The 16,248-nt window shown below is 43.2% G+C and carries 15 protein-coding genes and 2 tRNA genes; 5 read left to right on the top strand and 12 right to left on the bottom strand.

The window, feature by feature from the left end; genetic code table 11:
• Nucleotides 1–19 precede the first annotated feature (19 nt).
• The 8 genes from V7K62_RS19545 to V7K62_RS19510 form a co-directional block, all read right to left on the bottom strand.
• Nucleotides 20–250, bottom strand: coding sequence for a hypothetical protein (locus tag V7K62_RS19545; RefSeq protein WP_334866876.1), 231 nt, complete (start codon nucleotides 248–250; stop codon nucleotides 20–22).
• Between the two features lie 318 nt (nucleotides 251–568).
• On the bottom strand, nucleotides 569–1,675 hold the full coding sequence (locus V7K62_RS19540; RefSeq protein ID WP_334867054.1) for an RNA-guided endonuclease InsQ/TnpB family protein: 1,107 nt from the start codon (nucleotides 1,673–1,675) through the stop codon (nucleotides 569–571).
• Nucleotides 1,676–1,798, bottom strand: coding sequence for a helix-turn-helix domain-containing protein (locus V7K62_RS19535; protein WP_334866874.1), 123 nt, complete (start codon nucleotides 1,796–1,798; stop codon nucleotides 1,676–1,678). It lies immediately after the preceding gene.
• Nucleotides 1,799–2,503 carry an HNH endonuclease gene (locus tag V7K62_RS19530; protein ID WP_334866872.1) on the bottom strand — a complete coding sequence of 235 codons (705 nt, stop codon included), beginning with the start codon at nucleotides 2,501–2,503 and terminating at the stop codon, nucleotides 1,799–1,801.
• 395 nt (nucleotides 2,504–2,898) lie between these two features.
• Nucleotides 2,899–2,971 (bottom strand) — tRNA-Phe (locus V7K62_RS19525).
• A gap of 74 nt (nucleotides 2,972–3,045) precedes the next feature.
• Nucleotides 3,046–3,915, bottom strand: a complete 870-nt coding sequence (locus V7K62_RS19520; protein ID WP_334866870.1) for a metal ABC transporter permease — start codon at nucleotides 3,913–3,915, stop codon at nucleotides 3,046–3,048.
• A gap of 11 nt (nucleotides 3,916–3,926) precedes the next feature.
• Entirely contained in the window at nucleotides 3,927–4,703 is a 777-nt protein-coding gene (locus tag V7K62_RS19515) for a metal ABC transporter ATP-binding protein (protein WP_334866868.1), read from the bottom strand.
• A 53-nt stretch (nucleotides 4,704–4,756) separates the two neighbouring features.
• Nucleotides 4,757–5,698, bottom strand: a complete 942-nt coding sequence (locus V7K62_RS19510) for a metal ABC transporter substrate-binding protein (RefSeq protein ID WP_442937314.1) — start codon at nucleotides 5,696–5,698, stop codon at nucleotides 4,757–4,759.
• A gap of 405 nt (nucleotides 5,699–6,103) precedes the next feature.
• On the opposite strand from V7K62_RS19510, the gene V7K62_RS19505 reads away from it, so the two are divergent.
• On the top strand, nucleotides 6,104–7,714 hold the full coding sequence (locus tag V7K62_RS19505; RefSeq protein WP_334866866.1) for an iron uptake porin: 1,611 nt from the start codon (nucleotides 6,104–6,106) through the stop codon (nucleotides 7,712–7,714).
• A gap of 731 nt (nucleotides 7,715–8,445) precedes the next feature.
• On the opposite strand, the gene murA is transcribed toward V7K62_RS19505, so the two are convergent.
• Complete coding sequence (gene murA, locus V7K62_RS19500; protein WP_334867052.1) at nucleotides 8,446–9,813, bottom strand: UDP-N-acetylglucosamine 1-carboxyvinyltransferase; 1,368 nt, start codon at nucleotides 9,811–9,813, stop codon at nucleotides 8,446–8,448.
• Between the two features lie 408 nt (nucleotides 9,814–10,221).
• Here murA and V7K62_RS19495 point away from each other — a divergent pair.
• A tRNA-Leu gene (locus V7K62_RS19495) sits at nucleotides 10,222–10,302 on the top strand.
• Nucleotides 10,303–10,475: 173 nt separating this feature from the next.
• Complete coding sequence (locus tag V7K62_RS19490) at nucleotides 10,476–11,258, top strand: TrmH family RNA methyltransferase (protein ID WP_334866864.1); 783 nt, start codon at nucleotides 10,476–10,478, stop codon at nucleotides 11,256–11,258.
• A 20-nt stretch (nucleotides 11,259–11,278) separates the two neighbouring features.
• On the opposite strand, the gene V7K62_RS19485 is transcribed toward V7K62_RS19490, so the two are convergent.
• The gene (locus tag V7K62_RS19485; RefSeq protein ID WP_334866862.1) at nucleotides 11,279–11,521 is read right to left on the bottom strand and encodes a hypothetical protein; all 243 of its coding nucleotides are present in this window, start codon (nucleotides 11,519–11,521) and stop codon (nucleotides 11,279–11,281) included.
• Between the two features lie 301 nt (nucleotides 11,522–11,822).
• Between V7K62_RS19485 and V7K62_RS19480 the strand changes: the two genes are divergently transcribed.
• The gene (locus V7K62_RS19480) at nucleotides 11,823–13,493 is read left to right on the top strand and encodes an ABC transporter ATP-binding protein (RefSeq protein WP_334866859.1); all 1,671 of its coding nucleotides are present in this window, start codon (nucleotides 11,823–11,825) and stop codon (nucleotides 13,491–13,493) included.
• Between the two features lie 190 nt (nucleotides 13,494–13,683).
• On the top strand, nucleotides 13,684–14,187 hold the full coding sequence (locus tag V7K62_RS19475; RefSeq protein ID WP_334866857.1) for a GNAT family N-acetyltransferase: 504 nt from the start codon (nucleotides 13,684–13,686) through the stop codon (nucleotides 14,185–14,187).
• A gap of 39 nt (nucleotides 14,188–14,226) precedes the next feature.
• Here the strand turns inward: V7K62_RS19475 and V7K62_RS19470 are convergent, their stop codons facing one another.
• Nucleotides 14,227–14,901, bottom strand: coding sequence for a Uma2 family endonuclease (locus tag V7K62_RS19470; protein ID WP_334866855.1), 675 nt, complete (start codon nucleotides 14,899–14,901; stop codon nucleotides 14,227–14,229).
• Nucleotides 14,902–15,201: 300 nt separating this feature from the next.
• Nucleotides 15,202–16,068, bottom strand: a complete 867-nt coding sequence (gene nadC, locus V7K62_RS19465; protein ID WP_334866853.1) for a carboxylating nicotinate-nucleotide diphosphorylase — start codon at nucleotides 16,066–16,068, stop codon at nucleotides 15,202–15,204.
• Nucleotides 16,069–16,248 lie beyond the last annotated feature (180 nt).

The raw sequence follows: 16,248 nt of genomic DNA, 5'->3' as shown, positions 1-16,248 counted from the left end.
GGCTTCAAGAAAAGCTAATTTACGGATTGCTGAGTAAATTATCGGGGTCGATACCAAGAGAACGTAAATGCTGCGCCAACTTTTCTGCTTTTTCTTCTCTCGTTAAATACCGATTTCCTTGTTCGTCATACCAAGATAGAAATTCCTGACCAATCCCACCAAAAACACCTTGATGTCGTCCAATCCCTAAACCAACTTCTGGCATCCAATGGGGTTCGCCAATTTGTAATTGATAATTTTTATCTACCAATTTGTAAATTTCAAACGTTTGGCGTCGATCGCGTTGCCAATATTCGGGTAACTCTATTTTATGTTCACAAGGTCAGAACTCGAAATCAAAACCACTGCTGAGTTAAGAGACTTGTGTAGGCGCTACGGACTAAAGCCTACCGGCAATGGAGGCTACAAGGTTAGCTGAATAATTACCTTGATGGCATTTCCACAGATAGCACTCGCTCAACTAAGGCAGGGAAGAGGATTAAAGTCACCAGGCTTTAGCGTTATTCAGTTCCTTGAAGGGGTAGTAGTTGACATCCTCCCTGACCTAAAGGACAGGGATTCCTAAGACTCACGACTTAGGTTTCTGTTTCTTTCCACTTCGGCTATGCTCAGTGCGAGCCAAAAGGGTTTTTTGCAACTGCCCAATAAGCTCAAGATTATTAGGTCTTACGTTCGCTCCACAGACTGAAACGGCTAGCCCAGCCGCCAAAATATTCTTACTTGCGTTGACGTCCCGGTCGTGATGTGTCCCACACTTAGGACAATCCCAATCTCGTACATTCAACGGCAATTTATCAACGATATGTCCACAGTTGCCACATCGCTTAGAACTTGGAAACCATCGGTCAATCTTGACCAGAGTGCGGCCATACCAATCGCACTTGTATTCAAGTTGTCTGATCAGTTCGCCCCAACTGGCATCACTGATAGCAAGAGCGAGTTTCCGGTTCTTCATCATGTTCTTCACAGCCAAATCTTCTACGGCGATGGTTTGGTTCTCTCTCACCAACCGAGTCGTCAACTTGTGTTCGCAAAGCGTCCCGAAGGGAAGAAAATCAAGTCTTGCGTCACTAATTTCTGCATAGACTTTAGCGACTTTGAGGCGGGCATGAGCGCGATTGTTCGACCCATGAAGCTTACGGCTCAATACTTTAGTCGCTTTTTTGAGCTTGGTGCGTTTTGCCTTAAAACCTTTGGGGTTCGCAACCTTCTCACCCGTACTCAGAACAATCAAACTCGTGATGCCCAAATCAATCCCAACAGCGTTAGGAGACTCCGGCAATGGTTCAATCTCAATATCCACCAACAGGGAGACGCTCCAGCGTCCAGAGCGCGAGAGCTTCACCGTCACGGTAGAAGGTTCTGCGCCTCCGGGAATGGCTCGACTCCATCGGATGTCCAAAGGTTCCGAACTTTTAGCCAGGAACAATTGACCATCGCGCCATTTGAAAGCAGATTTGGTAAACTCCGCACTACCGCCACTGTGCTTCTTTTTAAAGTTTGGGTATTGCGCCCTTCCTGCAAAGAAGTTAGTGAAAGCGGTTTGCAGATGTCTCAAGCCTTGCTGCAACGGCACACAACTGACATCGTTAAGAAAATCAAGTTCGTCTTGCTTTTTCCAATCTGTCAGCAGACTAGAAGTTTGGGCATAGCTGACTCGCTCAAGGCGAGTCAGCTATGCCTCAGTCCTTGCGGCGAGGGCACGGTTATAGACCAATCGAGTACAGCCCAACGTTCTCCGAAGCAAGGTTTCTTGCTCAGAAGTTGGATAGAAGCGGTACTTGAAACTGCGTTGCATTTATTTGATATGCCTATTTACACGGTAAGTAGCAGTCTTTTTGTGACAAGAACGGCAAAGCGTTCTACCGTTGCTAATATCCCAAAGGGACTCACAATTTCTGGATTGTTCGATCGTTTTGAGGCGATGAATATCAATCAATTCATGGAGTGGAATGATGTGATCTGCGTGAAGAATAACTTTATTTCCTGGAGCCGATTTGTCTCCGCAATCTTGGCATATATATTCATCTCGCTCAAAAATGTTGCTTCTCCATTTTTTGTAAAGTGCATCTGCTCGAATAGCCTGACTAAGTTCAGTTTTTCCTCCCTTCCAAAGAGGGTTTTTACTTCCTCTAAGTTCGGGCTTCCCGTTGACCCACTTTCTATTTTTGGTTCGCTGACTAATTTTGATAGCTTCCGATCTACCTCTTCTGATTTCCGGTTTCTTTTTGTAAATAGCAGATTGCACAAGTCCTTTAGTGCAATTCAATTTACCTGCGATCTCGCCGTCAGAAAGACCTTGCTTATAAAGCGTAAATATCAGATTGTAGTCAACAGAAATGTACCTGCCGCGAGTCCTAATTGCAATATTATTCCGCTTCAAAACCCCATTAATCACTCTATGCCCTGTCCCCAAAGAATTTGCTATCACAGAGGTAGATTCTTTAGCGATGTATCTTTTGCAGATTTCAGCCTCTTGAGATGGTGTAAACAGTCGCCTCATTTATCGGTACTTAAAAGCTTTTTGTGTCATCCTCACATTGTAGCATTTATTCTGTGAGATGCACTATTCCCAATATAAAGCCGCCTTGTAGGGCGGGGTTTCTACCCATTTTTTTGATGAACTCACCTACTGACGAGCAAGCCGCGCTGATTAAGCTAACAATGGAGGGCAAGGCTATGAGCTACCCTGATAGATTTGACCCAGAGAACCTACTCAACTTGCACAAGGCTAGAATTCACCTTGAGATGGCGATCGGATTACTAAGCCAGTAAACAAGTCAATTCATCGTCAAAGTCAAGTTAAAAAATGTAAAAACCACCACTAGTTTTTCTACCGTTACTAGGGTGGTTTTCTTGAATCCTTGATATATCAAGGCTTTTTACATATTGAAAGTATGCCAGGAACCGGACTTGAACCGGTGACACGAGGATTTTCAGTCCTCTGCTCTACCAACTGAGCTATCCCGGCTGGGGCTTTTATGAGCCACGATTAATCAATGTAGCAAACATCTAAGAATATAGCAAGTCTTTGGAGAAAAATAGTTATGCAGCTTTCAAACTCAACTTAAACCAGATGAAAACGGCTACAAATAGTAGAAACTGGACAAGAACAATACTTGGCCCAGAAGCAAGGTTGAAAATACCTGACACCATGATGCCAGCAATGCTGCTGATGGAACCAACTATCACCGACATGACTAGAAAGCGGCTAAAGTGGTGGCTCATCAGTTTGGCAGTGGAGGCGGGAATGACCAAAAAGGCATTCACTAGTAAAACGCCAACAGCTTTAATCGCGACAGCAACGGCGAGTGAAAGCAAGACCACAAAAGCGTAGCGGTACAATTGGACGGGAACGCCTTGAACTTGAGCAACATCGGGGTTAAGGGTCAATAAAATTTGCTGTCGCAGAGTTGATAGTAAAAATATGCCGCCTCCCACAAGGACTAGCAGCGTCAAAATCAAATCTGTGGTGTCGATCGCTAGAATATCCCCGAAAAGGACAGCCATCAAGTTGCCACGATATCCTTTAATTAGGCTCGTGAGAATTAGACCGATCGCTAATGCTCCAGATAACACTATACTAAGTACGCTATCGCTAGCTAAGTCGGTTTTGTCGATAAAGTAGAGGACAATAACCCCAAAAACTAAGGTAAAAGGTAACAGCATCCAAGTAGGATTTACCTGTAGCAGCACACCTAACGCCACACCTACTAATGCTGCATGACCAACCGCGTGGCTGAAAAAAGACAACTGGCGTAAGGTGACAAAACTACCCAACATCCCGCCAAGTATTCCCATCAAGGCAGCACCGACGATCGCACGCTGCATAAAGGGGTGTTGTAACAAACTTACGAAGTCATTAATATTGGCGATCGCTAGCCAAACTATCTGACAATCATTGAATAAATTCATACTTATGGGCATTAATGTTGGTGCTGGTAGCGACTGAAACCTGGGCCGTAGGTTGCTAACAGGTTTTGCGGTGAAAGGGCAATTTCCGGCTTACCAGTACAAACAATGCTTTGGTTCAGGCAAAGCACGCGATCGCAATGGCGATTTACCATATCAATATCATGAGAAACCTGCAATACTGTCCAACCCTCCTCCCGTTTTAATTCATTTAGCAAAGCGTAAAAATCTGCTGAACCTTGCACATCAACACCAGCAAAGGCTTCATCTAGCACCAACAGTTTCCGAGGCATTACCAAACAATAAGCCAATAAAACCCGCTTGAGTTGACCACCGCTAAGAGTACCAATAGCTTGATGCTGTAAATGATAAGCATCAGTTCGCCGTAAAGCTTCTATTACTGCTGCCGATTTTTCTCGGTCTTGTCTCCACAGCTTAGAGAAAAACAAACCCTTTCTTTTGCCTTCTTTAGTCCATCCCAGTCCCACCAATTCGCTGACAGAAATGGGAAAGCTGCGGTCAAAGATGAAGTTTTGCGGCATATAGCCTAATGTGTGACGTAAATGCCCCAACCTGGCAATTGGGCGACCTAATATTTCAATCGTACCAGCACTTCGAGGGATCAAATCTAAAACCGCTTTTACCAGAGTACTTTTACCAGCACCATTGGGGCCAACGATGGCTGTATCTGTTCCTGGCAACAATTCAAAGGAAACATCTCGAACAGCTAGATAGCTGCCTTGATAAACAGTTAATCCTTCTACTTTCAAAATAGCAATCTGATTATTCATTATTTCAAAAATAATAATTGATAAATTAGGATTTATGACTTTTAACTCCTAACTCATTTACACGCCGTTTCTAAAGTTTGCAAGTTAGCTTTCATTGCCTTAAAATAATGCTGCGGATCTGTTTCGCCAGTTTCCAGAGAATCCAGAGTACGCAAATTTAATTTCAAGTCTTTGGAGAGACTAGTCAGAAGTTTATTATCTACTCCTGGTTCGCTGAACAAAGCTTTAACTTTGTACTTTTTCACGGCATTGATTGCATTTTGTACATCCGCTGGTGAAAGTTGATCTTCGGGAATTTGCACCACAGCAACTTGCTTGAGATTATAGCGTTTAGCTAAATATGGAAAGGCATCATGAAAGGTAATAAAGGTACAATTAGGAGTTTTCTGCAAAGTCTGCTGAAATTCGCTGTTTAAACTTTCTAATTCTTTAATATAAGCCGCAGCATTGGCCTCATAAGTAGCTTTGTTTGCGGGATCGGCAGCAATTAATCCATCCCGAATATTTGTTACTTGTTGTTTTGCCAAAACTGGATCTAACCAAACGTGAGGATTACCTTGGGCGTGGTCGTGGTCTTTTTCCTCTTGCGCCGTTTTCACAACAGGTGAAATTTCATTTAAGGGTTTAATACCTTTAGTAGCATCAATTTCAATTAATTTGGGATTTTGGGCATTTTTGACAGTACCTTCCAGAAATTCCTCCAAACCTAAACCATTTTTCACTAACACATTCGCATTAGCGATCGCTTTAACATTTTCTGGTGTCGCTTGGTATTCATGTACCTCCGTACCGGGTGGCACTAGAATTTCTACATCTGCCACATTAAGAGCTACTGCCTTGGTAAACAAATATATCGGCAAAAATGTCGCCACTATTTTAGTTTTTCCTGACTGCACCGATGGGGTAGAGGCAGCTTCCTGTGCTTGCGGCGACTGTTCGGAAGTACTTCTCTGATTCGGATTCGATTGACTACAGCCAGTAGCCATTGACAACATTAATAGAGCAATTATGGGCAAGATGCCGCTTGTTTGTCTGCCCCTTGTTTGTCCTCTGCAATTCATCATCACCATGTTTTCTCCTCGAAACGGATGCTTGCTCTGCCTCTGTCACAGTTTCTATTGACAATCAGACCTGTTCTACATTTTAGACTATAATAATTCTCATTCTCATTCAAAATATATAACATCATTCTGCGTTTCCTGTCTAATGAGTAACAACAAAATTTTTTCAGCCGATACAGCCCTCTGCAATTTAGTTTTCCCTGAATAATTAGGAATTCTTGACTTTTTTATTAAAAAGTTTGCTTACTTCTGATAAGATTACTGAGAAATATTCTCATAAAATACACGTTTTTTTAAACGTGGTTTGGGTGTGAATTGGAGATAAGTGTGAGGGGAAAAATGAAAAAATTCTGTAAATATCTGCTAGTTAGTCCAGCAGTCTGCGGTGTAATACTATTTGTGAATACTGCTGCATTTGCAGGTGAAACTTCCAGCACGTCTGAAATCAATCAACCGCAAGTTTTAGCTAATCCAGACATCAAAGAAAAAGATCAGAACATAGGGCAAGTTACCTCCGTATCTCAATTTTCCGACGTACAACCTACAGATTGGGCATTCCAAGCATTGCAGTCCTTGGTTGAGCGCTATGGCTGTATTGCAGGATACCCAAATAGTACTTATCGTGGTAATCGGGCATTAACGCGGTATGAGTTTGCTGCTGGTTTGAATGCTTGTCTCGATCGCGTTAATGAACTTATTGCTACAGCCACTGGCGATTTAGTTAAAAAAGAAGATTTAGCCACATTACAAAAGCTGCAAGAAGATTTTTCAGCAGAACTGGCCACACTCCGAGGTCGTGTGGATTCAGTAGAAGCACGCACTGCTGAATTAGAAGCGAATCAGTTTTCAACCACAACCAAACTGAATGGGGAAGTGGTAATTGCGATCGCCAGTGTCATAAGTGGAAATACAGTTAAGGGTCAAAAAGTCAACGAAAATCCTGTCCTTGCAGACCGCGTGCGTCTGAACCTCGACACCAGTTTCACAGGTCAAGATTTACTCAGAACACGACTTCAGGCAACAAACCTAGACCCCTTCTCTCAGACTGCTACCTTTACACCAGAAGGTGACTTCCGATTTGCTGGTGGTAACAACAATAATGGAGTTGTGGTAGACGCGCTGTTGTATCAGTTTCCTCTCGGTAAGAAAACAGGCGTCACCCTGGAAGCAAATGCAGGTGCAATTGATGATTTCACTAACACAGTCAACCCCTACCTAGATGGGGACGGTGGTAGCGGTGCCTTTTCCCAATTTGGGAGTCGCAACCCAATTTATTATCTAGTCAACGGTACTGGTATAGGAATCAAACACGAGTTCAGTGATAACCTCGAACTAAGCTTGGGGTATTTAGCGAATAATGCTGCTAGTCCTCAGCCAAGCTCTGGACTCTTCAACGGTGCTTATGGTGCTATGGGGCAGTTAACTGTTAAGCCTAGCAATCAAATTACCCTTGGTTTGACCTACATTAACGCCTACAGAAATACTTTTTTTGCTAATGGTAGTGGTGGTAGCAATAACGCTAATGACATATTGCAGAATGCTTCTAGTAACTCCTACGGTGTACAAGCATCCTTTCAACCTAGCTCAAAATTCGTGATTGGCGGTTGGGCTGGCTTGACCAAAGCTCGCATCCTTTCAGTTACTCCTGGTGATGCTGACATCTGGAACTATGCCGTCACACTGGCTTTCCCGGATCTTGGTAAAAAAGGTAACATTGCAGGCATTATTGTGGGTATGGAACCTAAAGTTACCGGCGTGAGCAGTTCTCTCCGTAATGCAGGTATCAACAAAGATCCAGACACTTCATATCACATTGAAGGTTTCTATCAATATAAGCTGAGTGACAATATCAGCATTACCCCAGGAGTTATTTGGCTAACAGCGCCAGATCATAACAATCAAAACGATGATATCGTGATTGGTACAGTGAGAACCACATTCACTTTCTAATTTTTAAAATCTTGCTTGAAGACGCAAAGGATAAATTTGCGTCTTTTATTTTGTCTGTAGTTTCAAAAATAAAACTCAGCAAAAATGCTGAGTATGGTATCTCAAAACATTATAGTGATTTTCATGTAGATATAGCAGTTGCCAGGTAGCGGTTGACATCAGTTAATCAGAAAACACTGACACCAAGAGACTTTCAAGCCTGTTAAGAGTTCCCTATTCCCTGTTCCCTGCTATACAACAATTTGTAGGAGCAGGAAAATTAAAATCTCTAGTGAATTGAACGCAGATGAAACATAGAAATTGCGGAAATTACTTAAAGATGGCCCCTTTTTAGCATTGTCAGTTAGAGCCTTGAAGTTATTAACTAGAGATGCTCAAAGTGTTTGTAGTCAGTTATCGGATAACCAATGCATGAGTACTTTAAATACAAAAAGACCAGCCTCCCACAGCTGGTCTAGAAAATGTTTTTTTGCGTTGTCTTCTCAAGAGAGTTAAGACCCAATTGCGCGTTCCCAAAATGCAACGGGCAACTTTTCTTAACAATATTGTAACAGCCAACACAGATTTTTCCTGAATATTCATCAAAAAAAGATATGGGCAAAGCTTAAAACCCTCTATCTATGAGGATAATTCCGCAGATTGCAGGGTGTAGATGGGAGAGGTAAAGGGAGAAAATTTTACCTTGTCTCCCTTATCTCCCTTCTCCCCGCGTCAGTCTCAACCGATCAATTTCAACTTGACAGACTACTGATACTGGGAACGATTTCTGCATCTGTTGATGTTTCACCCACGCGGAGGATTTTAGCCCCCAATTGCTGCAACTTCATATCAAGTCGATCGTAGCCGCGATCGAGGTGCTGTAATCCTTGAATCGTGGTTTGTCCTTCTGCTGCCAGTCCTGCGATGACTAACGCTGCCGATGCTCTTAAGTCTGTACCTAATACTGGTGCGCCAGACAATTTTGGTACTCCCCGAACGAAAGCAGCGTTGCCTTTAACACGAATGTCTGCCCCCAAGCGATTCAACTCTGAGGCATGACGCAAGCGATTTTCAAACACGGATTCGTTAATTACGCTGTCGCCTTCTGCTAATGTCAGTAAAGCCATGAACGGCGCTTGCATATCTGTAGGAAAACCTGGATGGTATTGGGTTTCAATATCCGTTGCCTTGAGAGTTTCCGCTGGCAGAATATGTAAGTGTTCAGGCTTTTCCTCAATTATCGTTACTCCAATATCCCGCAGCTTGGCAATCACTGGTATGAGATGTTCTGGAGCCACTGGCGAGAGGATAAGTTCTGAGCGAGTAATTGCTGCTGCCAGCAAAAACGTCCCAGCCTCAATGCGATCGGGAATAATGCTGTAGTCAACAGAATGCAACTTGGGGACTCCTTCGATAATAATCCTGCTAGTCCCCGCGCCCTTAATCTTCGCTCCCATCGCGTTACAGAAGTTAGCTAGATCAACAACTTCCGGTTCTCTAGCAGCATTTTCGATGATCGTTTCCCCCTCTGCTAGGGTAGCCGCCATCATCAAGTTTTCCGTCGCTCCAACGCTGGCGATGTCTAAGTAAATCTTCGCACCTTTTAATCTTCGGCTGCTGCCAGGGACATAAGCATTACAAATGCCATGCTCAATTTGTACTTCCGCTCCCATTGCTTGCAGTCCTCGAACATGCAAGTCAACTGGTCTTGCCCCAATAGCACAACCGCCTGGTAAGGGCATCTGTGCTACTCCCAGTCTTGCCAGAATCGCACCAATGGCGAAAAAACTCGCCCTCAATTGGGTAACTAGTTCATAGGGAGCTTTTGATGTTTTAATCTCGCTGGCGTTGATGTCTAAAATGTCACCTTGTCGTGTTAATTGTACACCCAAAGCCAATAACACCTGACCCATCCGCTCTACGTCCGCTAATAAAGGGACATTGCGGATACGACAATCGCCCGGACACAGCAAGGCTCCAGCCATGATTACCAGTGCTGCATTTTTTGCCCCGCTAATTTTCACATGACCTCGCAAAGGATGCCCACCCCAAATTTGCAAGACTGAGGAGTCTGCTTCTGGAGCAATTTTGGCATCTGGTAAGCTGGTAGAAGGATTAATAAGCCTACCTCCAAAAGTAATACGTATTTTATATGTTTGAAGTTGGTTTTGATTCTACAGTAAAGATTCAAAATGTCCACGTTTTAGGGCAGCGTCTTGCATAAAAAAATTGTTTTATGGCGAAAAAAACGGGCTGAAAAGAAGCAATAGTCAGCTTTTTGAGCTTTTTAAAATTTTAATAAAAAAGAATGAATAAGTAGTAGTTTAAAGCAAAATTAAATACTCAGTAAAATAACTTAAGTGTTCTCTAAAAATCAATGCTGTACTGTCCAGTTAATATTTTGATTTGACCTATCGCCTGAATCACTCCTTTCCAGTCTAAGATTCTTAACTAGGTGCGATGTTGTTACTTGACAAAGGTAGAAAATTACGCAATAATAAGAAATTGTCGTCAAGTGACAAGTGCCAGCGGAACTGGCGGAATGGCAGACGCGCTAGATTCAGGTTCTAGTGCCGCAAGGCTTCCGGGTTCAAGTCCCGGGTTCCGCATATCAATTTTGGATTTTAGATTGCCGATTTTGGTGAAGCAGCGGGGTCTTCTCCGTTTGGGAGAGGCTAGGGGTAAGGGGTTTCCCCCAAGACCGATTGCTGTTAGCGTTCGCACAGCATCTCCCAAAGGGAGAAGGGATTAATCTAAAATCCAAAATCCAAAATCTAAAATCGTGTTGACCAGCTTACAGAATTCTCTAGTCAAGCAAATTCGCAAACTGCACTCCACCAAGGAACGGCACAAGCAGCAGTTATTTTTACTAGAAGGGACACACCTGTTAGAAGAAGCTTGTGCGGTGAATTACCCGCTAGAAACAGTGTGTTGTACCCCAGATTGGCAAGCAGCCCACCCTTCCCTGTGGGATGAAGCTTGTAGTCTATGCGATCGCGCCGAAATTGTCAGTAAAGAAGTCTTGGATGCGATCGCTACCACAGTCCAACCGGATGGTGTGGTAGCAACGGCAAAACGAAGTGAACGCCAAACTCAACTACCATTTACTGGTTTAGTGCTAGCTTTAGAAACGGTGCAAGATCCCGGCAACCTGGGTACAATGATCCGTACTGCTGCCGCCGCCGGAGCATCAGGTTTGTGGGTAAGTGGAGATAGTGTAGATTTAGATAGCCCCAAAGTTCTCCGGGCTTCAGCAGGACAATGGTTTCGCCTCGCAACAGCCGTAACCGAAGATTTAAAAGCGACAGTTCAACAAAGTCAGCAGGCAGGAATGCAGGTAGTGGCAACCTTACCCAATGCGACTTTAACTTATTGGGAAGTGGACTGGCGAAAACCCAGTCTGATTTTACTGGGAAATGAAGGTGCTGGATTGTCGGCAGATTTAGCAGCGATCGCAGATCGGCAAGTAAGAATTCCTTTAAGTCCTGGGGTGGAATCTTTGAATGTGGCGATCGCCGCCGCTTTAATGTTGTACGAAGCTCAACGGCAATTGATTTGTCAGTAATGAATTTTAACTTTTTACCCCTATTCGGTTTTTGTTATTTCTTCGAGATATTGTTCAATATCGGCAACGGCGTCCTCAAGAGCCGCTAAATCAATATCTATCAAGTCTTGATCGAGTTCGACTTCAGTGAAAGTACTAGTATGCAGTTGGGGGATCTCTTCTTCCTCAGTCGAACTTTCTTGTAAGATATCCTCCAACTGATCGAGGGATTGTTCAAACACTTGATCGGCGACGCGGGGCTGTTGTGGCTGATTTTGCTCCATAATATTGACTTAAAAATCCTGATTTGCTGAATTAATTTTGATTCTAGTTTTTACAGATTGGAATTTTACACTTATAACATCATAGTTGTGTGCTGTATCAACTTTAGCAGTGGTTATCAAGAATATCGATAGCTGTCTGCAATTGCTAGGACTGGAGATTTATCGCGATCGCTACGAGATACACTTTTGCATGTTTTGCTATGTTTAGGTAAGTTTTATAAAACAGGTCTAATACTTAATTTGATAGACTATCTTAAATTTGAAATTATAAAAGCTGGTAGCTCAGGGCTGATAACTAACTATGAGTGAAGCCTTATTCTGTATCGAAAATCTGCGAGTTGCCTATCCTCAGAGGAGTGGAGAAGAAGCAAGCTGGGCGGTTGATGATGTATCTTTCACCTTGCAACCAGGTGAAAGAATGGGATTGGTGGGAGAATCTGGTTGTGGTAAGTCAACTATCGGACGGGCAGTAATGCGTTTACTACCAGCCTCTAGTCGTGTTGAGGGACGGGTGATATTTCAGGGACAGTCAGTGTTTGACTTGACACCTAACCAGTTACGGAAATTTCGGGGAGAGGCGATCGCATTAGTTTTTCAAGATCCCATGACACGCCTCGATCCGCTGATGACGATTGGTAAGCATTGTATCGAAACCCTTCAGGCGCACTCACCAGAATTATCAACGCGGAAAGCCAAAGAAAAAGCACTTGCTACCTTGGCAAAAGTGAATATTCCCGCTAGTCGCTGGAATCAGTATCCTCATGAGTTTAGCGGCGGAATGCGGCAACGGGTAGCGATCGCTTTAGCTTTACTTCTTAACCCCAAGTTAATTGTTGCCGATGAACCCACCACCAGTTTAGATGTGACTGTTTCCGCGCAGATATTGCAAGAATTAACTCGTCTGTGCGGTGAAGAAAACATGGGACTGTTGTTGATATCTCACGATTTAGCAATGGTGGCTGAGTATTGCGATCGCATTGGCGTGATGTACAACGGCAAGATAGTCGAAATGGGTTCTACAGAAACCGTATTTAGGGAACCTCAACATGAATACACGCGATCGCTCTTAAAAGCAGCTTTACACATTCAAGCAGTAACTGATAGTGGAGAATTGATAATTGTTAATGACGGAGAAAAGCAATTACCGATTATCAATGAGAAATCCCCAATTTTGAGTGTTACAGAACTCAAGCAACACTATACCATCGAACCTAACTTTATCGAACGACTGTTTAACACACAAACGCAGACAATTAAAGCAGTAGACGGGATCAACCTGGATATTTATTCAGGAGAAATTCTCGGCTTAGTCGGGGAATCAGGTTGTGGAAAAAGCACACTATCACGAACAATTTTGCAACTAATTCGTCCCACTAGTGGCAAAGTTGAGTTTTTAGGACAGGATTTAACTAAACTGTCGCGTCAAGAAATTCGTTCCTCACGGCGACAAATACAAATGGTTTTTCAAGATCCTCATGCTTGTCTCAATCCCGCGATGACAGTGGGACAAAGTATCGCTGATCCTTTATTTATTCACAATCTTGCCAATCCTGCCAAGGCAAAAGAACAGGTTTTGTGGATGCTAAATAAAGTTGGGTTAACACCGCCAGAATTGTATTATGAGCGTTATCCGTCGGATTTGTCTGGTGGACAACAGCAACGAGTAGCGATCGCTCGTGCTTTGATTACTCATCCTAAACTTTTAATCTGCGATGAACCAGTGAGTATGTTAGATGCTAGTGTGCAGTCGCAAGTGCTGGATTTGATGTTGCAATTAAAGGAAGAGTTTGAGTTAACTTATCTATTTATCACTCATGATCTTTGGTTAGCTAGATTTTTGTGCGATCGTATTGCCGTGATGAATGGCGGTAAAATTGTCGAACTCGGTCTTACAAAAAAGATTTTTGCTAATCCTCAGCACCCTTATACCAAAACCTTACTAGCTGCTGCTCCCTTACTAGCACGCGCTTAATTAAATAAAATCAGGAGTTATCGAAACAGAATTCAGGATTCAGGAGTCAGAATTCAGTAGGGGCCACAGTTGTGCGCCCCTAACCGCCTACTTTATTCAAATGAGAATCGCTATAGAAGCCGTAGAATTGCTACTGTTAACACTGTATTATTTTTGAATATTTTATTAAGATTTTTCCGAGACGGTAGCAATGACTATTCGCCATGCGACTGAAACTGACTTACCTGCAATTGTGGCAATTTACAACACTGCAATTCCTAGCCGCATGGCAACCGCTGACTTAGAACCAGTATCTGTGGAAAGTCGCCTTGCTTGGTTTAAGGGGCGATCGCCTTCGCAACAACCACTTTGGGTAATTGAAGTAGACGGAGTAATCGCTGGATGGCTTAGTTTCCAATCCTTTTATGGGCGACCCGCCTATAGTAAGACTGCCGAAATTAGTATTTATATAGCCCCTAGCTTTCATCGGTGTGGCTTGGGACGGCAACTCTTAACACAAGCAATTAGTGAAAGTCCTAGTTTGGGTCTAAAGAGCCTAGTATGTTTCATTTTTGCCCACAATCAACCCAGTTTAAAACTCTTTGAAACATTTGGTTTTCAGCGCTGGGGACATTTGCCGCAAATTGCTGAACTTGACAGCGTTGAACGGGACTTAGTGATCATGGGACTGCAAATTAGTAAACCTGTTGTTTAAGGCGATCGCTATTTTCTTAAACTTGTAAATTAAATTCGCTCACAATTGGTCTAAATTAATTCCCCGTTCTTGTAGTAAAGCACGGAGGGCTTCTAACTGGGCTTCAGCTTGTTCTGCTCGTTGTCTTTCTTGCTGTCGTTGTTGGTCTAGTTCCAAAAAGGTCAGAAAGCGATCGCCATCAGGACGATAAATTTGCAGTTCTTCCTCAGTCAACTCGAAACGCACCCCCAATCGAGGACTCACCCGACCAACAATTTGGTCAATCACTTCTAATCTTGAGTTCCGTCGCTGCCAGCCTGTCAAGTCAACCACATCAGGTTCATACAGATAATATTCTTCCACACCGTAGCGCTCATAAAACTCTAATTTTTTCGCCATTTTAGAGATCCGGTTTCCAGGCGACCAAATTTCAAATACCACCTGCGGGGGAATGTTGTCTTCAAGCCACTGTTGATAAGAACCTCGGTATCCCTTTGGTCTACCAAATACTACCATCACATCAGGAGCTTGGCGGAGCTTGTTATCATCTTCCACCGAATACCACAACAAATCTCCAGCGACAAACACATTTGGGTCATTGCCAAACAGCAGTTCTAAATTATTTTTAATCCAGACAATTAATTCAAACTGCTTAGTGTTGTCTGCCATTGATTGTCCATCACTATCAGGGTAGATAATGTGTTTTGGACTGGAAGATGGTAGCTGTGTAACCATTGCGAAGATTCTCAGATAATTCTTAGAGGATGGGTTAGCGATCGCTTTTCCCACACTGTTCTTATTTCACATCGTAGCTTGACCAAACATGGTGCAATATATTAAGTATCTTTACTCAATCACTGTAGACATAAACTCAGTAATCTTTATATGGACAAATAATTGGATATGTGTCAAAACACTAAACATAACACTTATCTGCACTTTACTTTATTGCACTGTTGAGATAATTTATTCTATCCCATAGCTATTTATGAGTACAAAAATAATTCAAGTTGCTTTTCAAACGCCTTATTATATTTAAACTACAATCCTCATACTCAAATCCAACCACTTCGACTGAGTAATCGGCGCACTGCTAGAAATATAATCCACACCCGTCTCTGCAACACTGCGAATGGTTTCCAAAGTCACATTCCCCGAAGCTTCGATTTTCACCCGACTATCCTGCTGGCGAATCAACTGCACCGCCTGACGCATCATATCCAAAGGCATATTGTCCAACATAATAATGTCAGCCTTGTGCTGCAAAGCTTCTTTCACCTGCTCTAAATTTTCCGTCTCAACCTCTATTGTCAAGGGATAAGGTATCTGAGAACGAATACGGATAACTGCTTTTCCAATTCCCCCAGCCGCCGCAATGTGATTATCCTTAATCATCACCGCATCATCCAACCCCATGCGGTGATTAATTGCCCCACCCAAAGCAGTCGCGTACTTTTCCAATAGTCTCAGCCCTGGTGTCGTTTTACGCGTATCCACCAACTGAGCAGGTAAATCAGCAATTTTCTCTATATATATATTAGTCAGCGTAGCAATCCCACTCAACCGCATAGCCAAGTTGAGTGCCACCCGTTCTCCCATCAGTAGCGCATCCAGAGAACCATGAATTTCAGCTACGATCTGTCCTGGCTCACACCATGCACCTTCAGCCGCAACCGCCACAAAGCTGACTTTTTCATTCAAAATCTGAAACACTCTAGCTGCAACTGGTAAGCCAGTAATTATCCCTGAAGCTTTAGCGATCCATTTAGCAGATCCTAGCGTCACATCTTCTACTAGAAGCGTATTTGTAGTGCGATCGCCTCTACCAATATCCTCCAACAACCAGCTACGCAACAGAGGATCTAAAACCAGCCAGGGCGGCAAAACAGCAGAATAGCTCACAAATTTCATTAGTTCCTTAGAGACTTGAGGAATACTATAGCCTAAACCCCTTAGTTTCCAAGGCTTTGATAGTGATGCAGAAGCCGTCCAAAATTATTTTGGAAAAAATAGTTGACATGAGGAGGTAGGTTCGCTATATTGAATAAGTGCTGGAAGCGGAGCGCGAAAAAGCGACGCTTC

Origin of the sequence: Nostoc sp. (genome assembly GCF_036917935.1) — a bacterium.
Taxonomy (GTDB): Bacteria; Cyanobacteriota; Cyanobacteriia; order Cyanobacteriales; family Nostocaceae; genus Nostoc.
The sequence above is the reverse complement of the archived record's forward strand: the minus strand, read 5'-3'. Positions and strand labels throughout refer to the sequence as shown.